The organism is Massilia sp. R2A-15 (genome assembly GCF_030704305.1).
Taxonomy (GTDB): Bacteria; Pseudomonadota; Gammaproteobacteria; order Burkholderiales; family Burkholderiaceae_D; genus JAFCUW01.
Genome location: NZ_CP131935.1, coordinates 4,047,607 through 4,061,605, shown reverse-complemented (window position 1 = coordinate 4,061,605; position 13,999 = coordinate 4,047,607). Strand labels below are relative to the sequence as shown.

Below are 13,999 nucleotides of genomic sequence, written 5' to 3'. Positions count from 1 at the left end.
CCGGCGATGCCGCTGTCCGATCTCGCCCGCCTGGCGCATGAAAAGCCGCTGCGCGTCCTGCTGGTCAACGCCGGCGAGCCGGACTCGCTGACCTGGTCCGGCCTGTACCAGCCGCTGCGGCTCGCCGCCAAGCTGCTGGGGCCGGAGCGCCTGCACGTGGACGTGCGCACGCCTGACAAGTTTGGCGCCGACGCGGTGCGGCACTGGCACATCGTGCTGCTGGTGGCGGACGAATCGGAAGCGGGACTCAAGCCCGCCAACAGCCGCACGGTGTATTCGCGGCTGCGTGCGGCGCCGTTCTGGGGCGGGGTCGGCGCCGGCGTGCTGTGGCTGGCCGAAGGCGGCGTGCTCAATGGCGTGCGCACGGCGCTGCCGTGGGCGCTGTACGCGGAAGTCGACACCAGCGCCGACCATGCCGTCTTCACGCCGCACCTGTACGAAATCGACGACAACCGGCTGACCTGCTGCGGCGGCGCGGCAAGTATCGACTTCGCGCTGGCGCTGGTCGAGATCATCTTCGGCGCCACGGTGCAGGCGCACATCAAGGAAGCGCTGTGCATCGACCGCGTGCGCGGCAAGGAAGAGCGGCAGCGGGTCGCGTTGCAGGCGCGCTTCGGCGTGCTGCAGCCCAAGCTGAGCGAGGCGGTGACGCTAATGGAAGCCAACATCGAAGAGCCGCTGTCGACGGACGACATAGCGGGGCTGGTGGGGCTGTCGCGGCGCCAGCTCGAGCGATTGTTCAAGCAATACCTGGGCAGCCTGCCGTCGCGCTACTACCTCGAGCTGCGGCTCCAGCGCGCGCGCCAGCTGCTGCTCGACACGAACTACTCGATTGTGCAAGTTGGCTTGATGTGCGGGTTTTCGTCGGGCTCGCATTTTTCGACCGCGTTTGGGGCCTTGTTCGGCAATACGCCGCGCGAAGAGCGCCAACGCAAGTTGAGTTCGTAAGCCGTTGGGTCTGACCCTGCGGGTCAGACCCTGGTGTAGCTGCCGTTCGATTGATGCCGGTCGAGTTACGGGGCGCCGTTGAAGTCTAGGGTAGCAATTTCATATCCTTATTGATGAGCACCCCATGCCCCGCCAACCCCGTCCGGTGATCCCGGAAATTCCTCTGCATATCACGCAACGCGGCAACAATCGGCAAATTTGCTTCTTCGACCGAAGCGATTTCATGGTCTATCTCGATTTGCTGCTTAAGGCTGCCAAGCAATCGTCTTGCCAACTGCACGCCTATGTACTCATGAGCAACCACATCCACTTGCTGGTAACGCCGAGCGATGAAGCTGGGCCGGGCGCAATGATGAAGTCGCTTGGCGAAAACTACGTGCGCTATGTCAACCGCCGCTACGAGCGCACTGGCGGGTTGTGGGAAGGCCGTTACCGATCCTGCCTGGTGCAAAGCGAAACCTACCTGATGGTCTGCCAGCGTTATATCGAGCTCAACCCGGTGCGTGCGGGCATGGTGGCCGCTCCGTTTCACTACCACTGGTCGAGCTACCGCTGCAACGCGCACGGTGAAGTGAACGAACTCGTGACGCCGCACGAGCTCTACCTCCGACTTGGCCGCGGCTCGGATGAAAGGATCCACGCGTACCGCGCGCTTTTCAACGAAGTGCTGGGGGAAAACACCATGAAGAAGTTGCGTCGCGCCACGAACGGGGGATTGGCGCTGGGCAATCAGTCGTTCACCGACCGGGTGCAGGAACTGCTCAAACGCCCACCAGGGTCAGACCAGTTGGTCTGACCCGACTGCCAAAACGCGATATTCCCCCTTGGGTCAGACCAAGTGGTCAGACCAACCGGTCTGACCCGGGTTTTATGGCAACGACGAAAAATGAAAATGCCTGTCGCACATTGAAAAGAACTCAACGGCGTCCTTTCCTATAATTGGCCATCCGCCCAGCTGTCCGAGCCCGGGCGACCCTAACATTGGATGAGGAATGCCATGAACGCAAAGCTTGAATCGGGTGTCACCACGCGGCCTGTCACGAGGCAGACTTTCGACGAAGTACTGGTCCCCACCTACGCCCCGGCGGCGATGGTGCCAGTGCGCGCCTCCGGCCTGGACCTGTGGGACCAGAACGGCAAGCATTACCTCGATTTCACCGCCGGCATCGCCGTCACCAGCCTCGGCCACGCCCACCCGGCCCTGGTCGACGCCCTCACCAAGCAGATCAACACGCTCTGGCACCTCGGCAACGGCTACACCAACGAGCCCGTCCTGCGCCTGGCCCTGGCCCTGACCGACGCCACCTTCGCCGACCGCGCCTTCTTCTGCAACTCCGGCGCCGAAGCCAACGAAGCGGCCCTGAAGCTGGCCCGCAAATACGCCCACGCCAAGTTCGGCGCCCACAAGTCGCGCATCGTGTCCTGCCTGTCGTCGTTCCACGGCCGCACCCTGTTCACCGTCTCGGTCGGCGGCCAGCCGAAGTACACCGAAGGCTTCGAGCCGCTGCCGCAGGAGATCAACCACATCCCATACAACGACATCGCCGCCGCGCGCGCCGCCATCACCGATGACGTCGCGGCCGTGATCGTCGAGCCGATCCAGGGCGAGGGCGGCGTGATCCCGGGCGACCCTGCTTTCCTGAAAGCGCTGCGCGAACGCTGCGACGAAACCGGCGCGCTGCTGGTGTTCGACGAAGTCCAGTCCGGCGTCGGCCGCACCGGCTCCCTGTACGCCTACATGGAAACCGGCGTCACCCCTGACATCCTGACCACCGCCAAGGCGCTCGGCAACGGCTACCCGATCGGCGCCATGCTGACCACCACCGCAATCGCCGAACACTTCAGCGTCGGATCGCACGGCACCACCTACGGCGGCAACCCGCTGGCCGCGACCGTCGCGCTGAACGTGGTCGAGACGATCAACCAGCCGGCCTTCCTGGCGCGCGTCAAGCAGGCCAGCGCAAAGCTGTTCGCCAACCTCGAAAAGCTCGCGGCCGACTACCCGCAGCTGTTCGGCAAGGTGCGCGGCCAGGGCCTGCTGATTGGCCTGCCGGTCGCCGACGCCTTCAAGGGCCGCGCCAAGGATTACACCAAGGCCGCCGAAGCCCTCGGCCTGATGCTGCTGATCGCCGGCCCCGACGTGATCCGCCTGGCGCCGGCCCTGATCGTCTCCGACGAGCAGATCGCCGAAGCCGACCGCATCATGCGCGCCGCCGCCGACGCCATCCTGGCCGCCGTCTGACCGCCCACATCGGACCTTCCAAGGGAGTCCCCATGCACGTTGTCCGTCCGGTAGAACTGTCCGACGTCGCCGCCCTCGAAACGCTGGCGGCGGTGACGATGCCGGGTGTCCACACGCTGCCGAAGACGCGCGAGAAAATCGCCGCTTCGGTGGAGCGTTCGATCGCCTCGTTCGCCGCCCACGTGGACATCCCCAGCGAAGAGTCCTACCTGTTCGTGCTGGAGAACCAGGCCACGCGCGAAATCGTCGGCACCGCCGCGATCCACGCCTCGGCCGGTTCGAACGGCACCTACTTCTCCTTCCGCAACGACGTGATCCAGCAGGTCTCGCGCGACCTGAACATCAGCCACAGCGTCCACGCGCTCACGCTCTGTTCCGAGCTGACCGCCTACTCGCAGCTTTCCGGCTTCTACGTGCGCGAGCGCGAAGCCGCCGGCATCGAAGCGGCGCTGCTGTCGCGCGCGCGCCTGCTGTTCGCCGTGCTCGCGCCGCACCGCTTCGGCGACCGCTTCTTCGTCCCGCTGGCCGGCGTCACCGACGACAAAGGCTCGTCGCCGTTCTGGGACGCGCTGGGCCGCAAATTCTTCAAGATGGATTTCCTCGACGCCGAACGCGTCATCGGCGGCGCCCGCAACCGCACCCTGATCGTCGAGCTGATGCCGCACTACCCGGTGTACGTGCCGCTGCTGCCGGGCGACGCGCAGGCGGTGATGGGCCAGATCCATCCCGACGGCCAGCTCGCCTTCGACCTGCTCACCGAGGAAGGCTTCGAGGCCGACGACTACGTCGACATCTTCGACGGCGGCCCGATCCTGCAGGCCCACAAGAATTCGCTGCGTTCCTTCACCGGCTCGGTGATCCGCCAAGTGGCGCTGGCCGAACCGGGCGCCGCCTGCGACGCGCTGGCGACCTACGCGATCGCCGCCAGCAGCGAGCAGAACTTCCGCGCCATCACCACGACCTGCCCATCGGTCGAAACGGGCGAGGTGGTGTATCTGGCGCAGGACGCGCTCGATGCGCTGATGGTGGCCCCCGGCGACAGCGTCATCTGCGTCAGAATCTGAGAGAGAACCCATGCTAGTCGTACGCGCAATCAAAACCTCGGACCTCGACGCCCTGCTCGACATGGCGACCCAGGTCGGCAGCGGCATGACCACCCTCAAGCCCGACCGCACCATGCTGGGCGACCGCGTGGACGTCGCCGTGGCCTCGTTCGCGCAGGCCATCGCGCCCGAAAAACGCGACTACATGTTCGTCATGGAGGACACCTCGAATGGCCGCATGGCCGGCGTCTGCGCCATCAAGGGCGCGGTCGGCCTGACCGAGCCGTTCTATAACTACCGCATCGGCACGCTGGTGCACTCGAGCCGCGAACTCGATATCTTCACGCGCATGGACACGCTGTACCTGTCGAACGACCTCACCGGGTCCACCGAACTGTGCTCGCTGTTCCTGCATCCCGACTACCGCTTCGGCCACAACGGCAAGTGGCTGTCGAAAAGCCGCTTCCTGTTCATCGCCCAGTTCCCGCACCTGTTCACCGAAAAGCTGATCGCGGAGATGCGCGGCTACCAGGCCGACGACGGCAGCTCGCCGTTCTACGAAGGCCTGGGCCGCCACTTCTTCAAGATGGATTTCGACCACGTCGACGAACTGACCGCGCTGGGCAAGAAGTCCTTCATCGCCGAACTGATGCCGCGCCAGCCGCTGTACGTGGACTACCTGCCGGCTTCGGCGCAGGAAGTGATCGGCAAGGTCCACCGCAACACCCAGCCCGCGCGCAAGATGCTCGAGCAGGAGGGCATGCACTTCGAAGGCTACGTCGATATCTTCGACGCCGGCCCGGTGCTTCAGGGCCGCGTGTCCGAACTGCGCGCCGTGCGCCAGAGCGAACTGGTGACCGTCGTCGAAGGCGCCGCGCCGCCGAACTCGGACCATACGCTGGTGTCCAACACTGTGATGCAGGACTTCCGCATGATCGTCGCCTGCGCGGCGCCGGCATCGGACTCCATCGCACTGACCTCCGCGCAGCTCGATCTGCTGCACTGCCGCCACGGCGAACAGGTGCGCACGCTGCCGCTCAATTCAAGGAAGAACCTCAATGGCACACCTCAGTAACTTCATCGGCGGCCAATGGCTGGCCGGCAGCGGCGCCGAGCTGGCGACCATCGATCCGTCCACCGGCCGCCAGACCTGGACCAGCAACGAGTCCACCCCAGGCGACGTCGCGCAAGCCGCGCAGGCCGCGCGCGCCGCCTTCGAAGCCTGGGCGATGACGCCGCTCGACGAGCGCATCGCCGTATGCACGCGCTTTCGCGACCTGCTCAAGCAGGACGCTGAGGAACTCGCCGGCATCATCGCCGAGGAGGTCGGCAAGCCGCTGTGGGAAGCGCGCACTGAAGTGACCACCATGGCCAACAAGGTCGACATCTCGGTGCAGGCCTACGGCGCGCGCACCGGCGAGACGGCCGCCAAGGTCCCCGACGGCAATGCCGTGCTGCGCCACCGGCCGCACGGCGTCTTCGGCGTGTTTGGCCCTTACAACTTTCCTGGCCACCTGCCGAACGGGCATATCGTCCCGGCCCTCATCGCCGGTAACACGGTGGTGTTCAAGCCAAGCGAGTACGCGCCGCGCACCGCGGTCAAGACCGTGCAGCTGTGGGAAAAGGCGGGCCTGCCGGCCGGCGTGATCAACCTGGTCAACGGCGGCCGCAACACCGGCATCGCGCTCGGCCAGCAGAACGCGATCGACGGCGTGCTGTTTACCGGCAGCTGCCAGACCGGCGTCGCACTGCACAAGCAGTTCGGCGGCCAGCCCGGCAAGATGCTCGCGCTTGAAATGGGCGGCAACAACCCGCTGGTGGTGTGGGACGCGCGGGATGTCGACGCTGCCGTGCACCACGCGGTCATGTCGGCCTTCATCTCCGCCGGCCAGCGCTGCACCTGCGCGCGCCGCCTGATCGTGCAGGACAACGCCGCCGGCGCCGCCTTCATCAAGCGCCTGGTCGACGTCGCGTCGAAGCTCACCGTCGGCCCGTCCAACGCCGAGCCGCAGCCGTTCATGGGCCCGGTCGTGTCGAACGCCGTCGCCTCGATGCTGGTGCAGGCGCAGGCCGACATGGTCGCAAAAGGCGGCGTCAACCTGCTGCAAATGCGCCAGCTCGACCCGAAGGCCGGCTTCGTCACCGCCGGCATTGCCGACGTCACCGATGCGAAGGGCATTCCCGACGAAGAATGGTTCGGCCCCCTGCTGCAAATCATCCGCGTGAAGGATTTCGATACCGCGATCAAGGTCGCCAACGCCACCGAATTCGGCCTGGCCGCCGCGCTGTTGTCGGACGACGAGGCGCTGTGGAAGCGCTTCTCGGTGCAGGCGCGCGCCGGCATCGTCAACTGGAATCGCCCGACCACCGGCGCGGCCAGCTCGGCGCCGTTCGGCGGCGTGGGCAAATCGGGCAACCACCGCCCGAGCGCCTACTACGCGGCCGACTATTGCGCCTACCCGGTCGCATCGATCGAAACCAGCGAACTCGCGCTGCCGGCCAAGCTGTCGCCCGGCCTCACCATTTGATACGGACGCTCGATGCCATCTGCACGCGAATATAACTTCGACGGCCTGGTCGGCCCATCGCACAACTACGCCGGGCTCTCGTTCGGCAACGTCGCTTCGTTCAGCAACGTCAAGAGCGCTTCCAATCCAAAGCAGGCCGCGCTGCAGGGCCTGGCCAAGATGCGCGCGCTGGCGGCGCGCGGCTTCGCCCAGGCAGTGCTGCCGCCGCACGCGCGTCCCGACTTCCGCATGCTGCGCCGCCTCGGCTTCGGCGGCACCGACGCCGACGTGCTGGCGCGCGCGTATCGCGAAGCGCCCGTCATCCTGGCCTGTGCGTATTCCGCGTCGCCGATGTGGACCGCCAACGCCGCCACCGTCAGCCCGTCCGCCGACAGCGGCGACGGCCGCGCGCACTTCACCGCGGCGAACCTGAACAACAAGCTGCACCGCGCGCACGAGCACGTGCAGTCGACCCGCACCCTGCGCGCGCTGTTCGGCGACGAGCGCCACTTCGCCGTGCACGACGCGCTGCCATCGACGCCGGCCTTCGGCGACGAGGGCGCGGCCAACCACACCCGGCTGGCCGCCAGCCACGGCGACAAGGGCGTGCAGTTGTTCGTCTACGGCCGCGTCGAATTCGATCCTTCCGCGCCGGCGCCGAAGCGCTACCCCGCGCGCCAGACCCTCGAAGCGTCGCAAGCGATCGCCCGCCTGCACGAGCTCGATGCCGGCCGCACCGTGTTCGCCTCGCAGAATCCCGACGTGATCGACCAGGGCGTGTTCCACAACGACGTCATCGCCGTCGGCAACGGCAATGTGCTGTTCTATCACGAGCAGGCCTTCGCCGACGAAACCCAGGTCCTGAACCAGCTGCGCGCTGCGATGGATGCGGCAGGCGCACAATTGGCGCCGCTGCGGGTCGATACGCGCGACGTGCCGGTGGCCGACGCGGTGACCAGCTATCTGTTCAACAGCCAGCTATTGAGCAAGCCCGATGGCGCGATGGCGCTGGTGATCCCGCACGAATGCCGCGAGAACGCCGCGGTGTCGCGCTACCTGGAACGGCTGGTGGGCGAGGGCGGCCCGGTTGACGAACTGATCGAATTCGACCTGCGCCAGAGCATGCGCAACGGCGGCGGGCCTGCGTGCCTGCGCCTGCGCGTGGCCTTGACGGAGGCCGAGTCCCGGGCGATGCACCAGGGCGTCATTATGACCGAGGCGCTGTACGCGCAACTGGCCGAATGGGTCGAAACGCATTACCGCGACCGCCTCGAACCGAAAGACCTGGCCGATCCGCAGCTGGCCATCGAATGCGCGCAAGCGCTCGAAGAACTGGAACGCATCCTCGGGTTGCCTGGATTGTACGACCTGTCGTAACGGCGCCTCGCGGGGTTTGATTACGTTGCCGTTAGCTGGTCTAATACCGGCAGCGTCGATTTTTGACTGAATTTTGGACCGGCCACCCCGGTCTGCCTTAGATCGCGACCGCAAGGCCACAAGCCGGCGCGGGCACGATGCAATAACACTCGTATTGGAGATGTAACGATGACACAAACGCCACAAGATCTGCGCTCGCAGACACTCGACATGGTCAACGCCAACCAGCCTTCGGCTGCCGGCGGCCAGGTTTCCGCGCTGATCAGCGCCTGGATCAAATCGCTGGACGAGGAGGACCTCGCGGGCACCGTGCCGGCCAGCCTCGCGCCGGTCTTGTGGGATGGCTTCACGCAGGCCGCGACGCGCGAAGCGCCCGGCTGCGAAATCGAACAGATGCGCTACTCCGATGGCCGCGGCGGCATGGCCACCGCACTGCTGATCCTCAACGACGACATGCCTTACCTGGTCGACTCGATCGTCATGGCGATGCGCAAGCAGCGCGTGGCCGTCTCGGGCGTGATGAACGCGGTGCTGCCGGTGCAGCGCGACGCGGCCGGCACCGTGGTGGCGGTCGGCGCAGCGGGCGCCCCGCTCGAATCCTACGTCCTGTGCCTGCTGTCGGAAGACCTCGGCGCCGACGAACTGGCTGCGCTCACCGCGCGCCTGCACATGGTGGCGCGCGACGCCGCCGTGGTGCGCCGCGACTCCGTTGCGATGGCCGACCGCCTGACCGCCGTTGCCGCGCAGGCCGCCGCGCACGGCGGCGCCGGCCTTGAAGTGGCCGCATTCCTCGAGTGGGCCAAGAACGAAGGCTTCGAGCCGTTCGGCTACGCCTACTACGTCGTCAAGCCGGGCGTGCGCGAACTCGAACGCGACATCCCGAGCCGCATCGGCGTGCTGCAGGACACCTCGCACCCTGTCTACGGCACCTGCCTGGCCAATATCCCGGGCGACCTGGTGACCCTGTCCGGCCGCGCCGACACCCTGTCGATCGTCAAGGCCGACGTCGAAGGCACGCTGCACCGCGACCAGCCGCTCGACTTCATCGGCGTGCGCAACACCGACGCGCAAGGGAACATCCTCGGCGAACACTGCTTCGTCGGCCTGTTCACCCGCGCCGCCACCTCGACCCCGCTGGCGCGCCTGCCGTTCGCGCGCGGCCGCGTCGCCAAGGTCCTCTCGCTGGCCGGCGTGCGCCAGGAAGGCTTCCGCGCCGAGAAATTCCTCGAGATCCTCGAATCGCTGCCGCGCACCGAAGCGCTGGAAGCCGAGCCGGAATGGCTGGCGCAGGTATGCAGCTCGGTCGTCTCGCTGTACAAGCAGCCGCGCGCCCGCGTGTTCGCCCGCCGCGACGTCTATGCGCGCCACCTGAACGTGCTGGTGTACCTGCCGCGCGAGCGCTACAGCGCCGCCGTCGCCGCAGCGCTGGCCTCCGCGCTGAAGGAAAGCTCGGGCGCCAGCGACGTGCGTGTGCAGACCCTGGTCGCCGACGGCCCGCTGGCCCGCGTCTACCTGATCGCCCACGCCGCGCGCAATCCGCTCGACCTCGAAGACGACATCCAGCGTCCGCTGCTGTCCGTGCTCGATGGCTGGCACGACACCTTCGCGTCGCTGACCGACAATCTGACCGATACCCCGTTCCGCACCAACCTGCGCAAACTCTGCGCCACGCTGCCGGTGAACTACGTCGCCGCCACCGCGCCTGCCGTCGCCTTCCGCGACCTGGGCGCGCTGCTGCGCAACGGCCAGCCTGGCCACGTGTCGGTGCGCGTCGAAGCCGACGATGCCGGCGCCGCCTCGGTGCGCCTGTACTCGACCGGCTCGGTGCCGTCGCTGTCGCGCATCCTGCCGGCGCTGCACAACGCCGGCGTCACGATCGACCGCGAGCAGACCTTTGGCATCAACATGGCCGACGGCTCGCGCCACTTCGTCACCAGCCTGGCGGTGGACGCCGACAGCGCGGCCAAGCTGGCCAAGCCGAACGTGATCGCCGTCGCCGAAGAACTGTTTGCCTCGCTGTTCAACGACGAAGCCGAAGACGGCCGCCTGAACGGCCTGGCCATCGAAGGCGGCCTGCGCATGCGCGAAGTGCAGCTGGTGCGCGCCTACATCAGCTACTGGCGCCAGACCGGCAGCAAGTTCTCGGTGCGCTACATGGCCGAAACGCTGCGCGGCCAGCCGATGATGGTCAAGGAGCTGGTCGACGCCTTCGTCCAGCGCTTCGATCCGAAACTGTCGCAAGCCGACCATGAAGCGGGCAGCGCCAAGCTGGCCGCGATGAAATCGAAGCTGGCGTCGGTGAACCACGCCGACACCGAAGAAATCCTCGCCGCGCTGATCGACCTGGTGCTCGCCACCGTGCGCACCAGCTACTTCCAGAACGACCAGAAGGGCGACAAGATCATCTTCAAGTTCGACACCAGCAACCTGGCGCTGGTGCCGGAACCGCGTCCGTACCGCGAGATCTTCGTGTTCTCGCGCCGCTTCGAAGGTGTGCACCTGCGCGGCGGCCCTGTGGCCCGCGGCGGCCTGCGCTGGTCGGACCGCATGGAAGACTACCGCACCGAAGTGCTCGGCCTGGTCAAGGCGCAGATGGTGAAGAACGCCGTCATCGTGCCGGCCGGCTCGAAGGGCGGCTTCGTCTGCAAGCAGATGCCGAAGGACGCCGTGCGCGAGACCATCGCCGCTGAAGGCGAAGCAGTCTACCGCCTGTTCATCTCCAGCCTGCTGGAAGTGACCGACAACCGCGTGCGCGGCGTCATCGTGCCGCCGCTTGATACGGTCCGCTACGACCAGGACGATCCGTACCTGGTGGTCGCCGCCGACAAGGGCACCGCGACCTTCTCCGACATCGCCAACAGCATCGCCGTGCAGCGCGGCTTCTGGCTGGGCGACGCCTTCGCGTCGGGCGGCTCGAACGGCTACGACCACAAGAAGATGGGCATCACCGCCAAGGGTGCGTTCGAAGCGGTCAAGCGCCACTTCTTCGAAATGGGCCACGACATGAACACCACCCCGATCACCATGGTCGGCGTGGGCGACATGTCTGGCGACGTGTTCGGCAACGGCGTGCTGCTGTCGCGCCAGCTGAAGGTGCTCGCCGCGTTCGACCACCGTCATATCTTCCTCGACCCGACCCCGGACGTCGCCGTGTCGTTCGCCGAGCGCGAGCGCATGTTCGCGCTGCCGCGTTCGTCGTGGGACGACTACAACAAGGAGCTGATCTCGGCCGGCGGCGGCGTGTTCCCGCGCAGCGCCCGCTCGATCGAACTGTCGCCGCAGGTGCGCCAGGCGCTCGACATCGCCGAAACCTCGTTGTCGCCTGAAGAGCTGATGCACCGCATCCTGCTGGCGCCGGTGGACCTGTTCTACAACGGCGGCATCGGCACCTACATCAAGGCGTCGACCGAAACCCACGCACAGGTCAAGGACCGCGCCAACGACAACATCCGCGTGGACGGCAACCAGCTGCGCTGCAAGGTCGTGGCCGAAGGCGGCAACCTGGGCGCGACCCAGAACGGCCGTATCGAATTCGCGCTGGCGGGCGGACGCATCTTCACCGATGCGATCGACAACTCGGCCGGCGTGGACTGTTCCGACCATGAAGTCAACATCAAGATCTGGCTGGACACCGAAGTCAATGCCGGCGAACTGCCAGAGGCGGACCGCAACCGCATCCTCAACGAGATGACCCTCGATGTCGAAGACCTGGTCCTGCGCGACAACGAACTGCAGACGCACCTGCTGGTGCGCGAAGTGCAGGCGCAGGCCGACCCCGCCGTGGTCGACGGCTACGCCTCGCTGATCACCAGCCTCGAAAAAGAAGGCGCCCTGTCGCGCGAGCTGGAGCAGCTGCCGACCGACGCCGAGCTGGCGCGCCGCAAGGCCAACGGCATCGGCCTGACCACGCCGGAACTGGCAGTGGTGATCGCCAACGTCAAGAACCGCTTCAAGCGCCTGCTGGCCGCGCTGCCGCTGACCGACCTGCCTTGGGCCGAGTCGGTGCTGCGTCCTTACTTCCCGGCGCAGCTGGTCGCCACGCGTAACCCGCTGGCGCACCCGCTGGCAAACACGATCCTGGCAACCGTGCTGGCCAACGAGTCGGTCAACCGCTGCGGCCCGCTGTTGATCCGCGACCTCGCCGTCGAACACGCGATCGACGAGACCGAAGTGGTCAAGGCTTGGGGCCAGGCATGGTCGGCGCTGAACCTGGCGCCAATCTTCGCCGCGCTCGACGCCGACGCGTTGAACGTGCCGCGCGTTGCCTCGGTCAAGGTCGATGCGCGCACCCGCGTGCTGTTCAAGTCGGTGCTCGAGGGCGTGCTGTCGGTCGCCGCGACCCAGCAGGCTGGCGGCATGGAAGAACTCTCGCGCCTGTTCGCCGAACCGGGCATGCTGCAGCAGCTGATGCCTGCCCACGCCGAAGCGGACAGCGTGCCGGGCCTCCCGGTCACGTTCGCGCAGGCGTGGAAAGCCGTCGATGCGATCGAATCGGTCGCGACCTTCCTGTTCGCCGCAGTGTCGGTGCAGCGTCCGGCCGGCATGACGCTGGCGCAGTTCCTGCAAGTTGGCATGGCGCTGCGCGGCCAGGCCGGCATCGATACGCTGGAACGCGGCCTGAAGCTGGCGTCGCACAGCAAGTCGCAGGATCAGCTGCGTAACTACGCGATGCAGGCGCTGCGCCGCACGCAGCAGCGCTTGCTGATGCAGGTACTGGCCAAGTCGAACGGCGGCGCCAAGCCGCTGGACGCGGTCGGCACGGTCACTGCCGGGATGGGTCTGTCCGGCTACGCAGCGCCGGCTGACCTCGAGCAGGCAATGCTCGACGTGTGGGCGCTGTCCGAGGCGGCCAACGCCGTCGCGGCCTGATGGCGACACTATCGGCAGCGGTCCGCCAGCTGGCATCGGCGGACTTCAGCGCGCTCGCGCAGCGCTTCACTGAGGCAGGTTTCAGTGTTGCGCTGCCGGCGCCCGGCATCGTCACCATCAAGGCGCCGGGCGGCACGCAGCGCGCGAGCGTTGCGGTGTCGGTTGGCGTGCACGGCGACGAAACCGGGCCGATCGAAATGCTGGCGCAGGTCCTCGACCGGCTCCAGCCTTCGGCGCTCGCGGTGGACCTGATGGTCTGCGTCGGTAACATCGACGCCATCGCGGCGGGCAAGCGCTTCATCGACGCGGACCTGAACCGCATGTTCCGCGCGCAGCGGGGATCGCTGGCCGGTACCGCGGAAGCCGCGCGTGCCGACGCGATGATCGCAGCCACGACCGCGTTCTTTGCCGATGCGGGACCGGTGCGCTGGCACCTCGACCTGCATACGGCCATCCGGCCTTCGGTCTATCCCACCTTCGCGGTGGTGCCGGACCTGGTGGCTGACGGACCGAAGGCAAAGCTGGTGGACTGGCTCGGCCAGGCCGCCATCGGCGCCATCATCATGAACCCGCAATCGGCGGGCACCTACAGTTACTGGTCGGCGGAGCATCACGGCGCCGCCGCCAGCACGGTTGAACTGGGCCGGGTTGGGACATTAGGCCAGAACGATCTGACCCGGTTTGCCGACGTGGAGACCGCGCTGGGCGACCTGCTGCGCGGCGCCGCCCCGGCAGCGGCCAAGGCGCGCGCGCATGTGTTCAAGGTCGCCCAGGAGATCATCAAGATTTCCGATGATTTCAAGATGGCGTTCGGCCGCGACACGCAGAACTTCACCGCGATCCCTGCCGGCGAAGTGATCGCCACCGACGGCGACACCGTGTACCGTGTCGGCGACCAGGAGGAGCTGGTGGTGTTCCCCAATCCCGACGTGCGCGCGGGCCTGCGCGCCGGGCTGATGGTGGTGCGCACCGCCTGATCGGCAGCGGTGTAGACTGGCGGCTCGTCCATCTCC

The 13,999-nt window shown here is 66.9% G+C and carries 9 protein-coding genes; all 9 read left to right on the top strand.

Translation table 11 applies throughout. The features are described from left to right. Window positions 1-6 precede the first annotated feature (6 nt). The 9 genes from Q4S45_RS18705 (at window position 7) to Q4S45_RS18665 (ending at window position 13,963) form a co-directional block, all read left to right on the top strand. The gene (locus Q4S45_RS18705) at window positions 7-948 is read left to right on the top strand and encodes a GlxA family transcriptional regulator (RefSeq protein ID WP_305506900.1); all 942 of its coding nucleotides are present in this window, start codon (window positions 7-9) and stop codon (window positions 946-948) included. Window positions 949-1,072: 124 nt separating this feature from the next. After that, complete coding sequence (locus Q4S45_RS18700) at window positions 1,073-1,744, top strand: transposase (protein WP_305506898.1); 672 nt, start codon at window positions 1,073-1,075, stop codon at window positions 1,742-1,744. Window positions 1,745-1,945: 201 nt separating this feature from the next. Next, window positions 1,946-3,190, top strand: a complete 1,245-nt coding sequence (gene astC, locus Q4S45_RS18695) for an acetylornithine/succinylornithine family transaminase (RefSeq protein ID WP_305506896.1) — start codon at window positions 1,946-1,948, stop codon at window positions 3,188-3,190. Between the two features lie 32 nt (window positions 3,191-3,222). Continuing rightward, window positions 3,223-4,254, top strand: coding sequence for an arginine N-succinyltransferase (locus tag Q4S45_RS18690; protein WP_305506894.1), 1,032 nt, complete (start codon window positions 3,223-3,225; stop codon window positions 4,252-4,254). A gap of 10 nt (window positions 4,255-4,264) precedes the next feature. After that, entirely contained in the window at window positions 4,265-5,308 is a 1,044-nt protein-coding gene (gene astA, locus Q4S45_RS18685) for an arginine N-succinyltransferase (RefSeq protein WP_305506892.1), read from the top strand. After that, a complete protein-coding gene (gene astD, locus Q4S45_RS18680; RefSeq protein WP_305506890.1) occupies window positions 5,292-6,761 on the top strand; it encodes a succinylglutamate-semialdehyde dehydrogenase in 1,470 nt (489 codons plus the stop codon). Before astA ends, astD begins: the two co-directional genes overlap by 17 nt. Window positions 6,762-6,773: 12 nt before the next feature. Next, window positions 6,774-8,117 carry an N-succinylarginine dihydrolase gene (gene astB / locus Q4S45_RS18675; RefSeq protein ID WP_305506888.1) on the top strand — a complete coding sequence of 448 codons (1,344 nt, stop codon included), beginning with the start codon at window positions 6,774-6,776 and terminating at the stop codon, window positions 8,115-8,117. Between the two features lie 168 nt (window positions 8,118-8,285). After that, window positions 8,286-12,986 (top strand): NAD-glutamate dehydrogenase domain-containing protein, encoded by a 4,701-nt coding sequence (locus tag Q4S45_RS18670; protein ID WP_305506886.1) that lies wholly within the window; start codon window positions 8,286-8,288, stop codon window positions 12,984-12,986. Next, entirely contained in the window at window positions 12,986-13,963 is a 978-nt protein-coding gene (locus Q4S45_RS18665) for a succinylglutamate desuccinylase (protein WP_305506884.1), read from the top strand. The genes Q4S45_RS18670 and Q4S45_RS18665 overlap by 1 nt, the downstream gene beginning before the upstream one ends. Window positions 13,964-13,999: the final 36 nt, after the last annotated feature.

Coding starts and splice junctions, on each gene's coding strand:
- astA (WP_305506892.1), top strand. CDS start 4,265: ATGCTAGTCGTACGCGCAATCAAAACCTCGGACCTCGACGCCCTGCTC.
- Q4S45_RS18700 (WP_305506898.1), top strand. CDS start 1,073: ATGCCCCGCCAACCCCGTCCGGTGATCCCGGAAATTCCTCTGCATATC.
- astB (WP_305506888.1), top strand. CDS start 6,774: ATGCCATCTGCACGCGAATATAACTTCGACGGCCTGGTCGGCCCATCG.
- Q4S45_RS18670 (WP_305506886.1), top strand. CDS start 8,286: ATGACACAAACGCCACAAGATCTGCGCTCGCAGACACTCGACATGGTC.
- astD (WP_305506890.1), top strand. CDS start 5,292: ATGGCACACCTCAGTAACTTCATCGGCGGCCAATGGCTGGCCGGCAGC.
- Q4S45_RS18690 (WP_305506894.1), top strand. CDS start 3,223: ATGCACGTTGTCCGTCCGGTAGAACTGTCCGACGTCGCCGCCCTCGAA.
- astC (WP_305506896.1), top strand. CDS start 1,946: ATGAACGCAAAGCTTGAATCGGGTGTCACCACGCGGCCTGTCACGAGG.
- Q4S45_RS18705 (WP_305506900.1), top strand. CDS start 7: ATGCCGCTGTCCGATCTCGCCCGCCTGGCGCATGAAAAGCCGCTGCGC.
- Q4S45_RS18665 (WP_305506884.1), top strand. CDS start 12,986: ATGGCGACACTATCGGCAGCGGTCCGCCAGCTGGCATCGGCGGACTTC.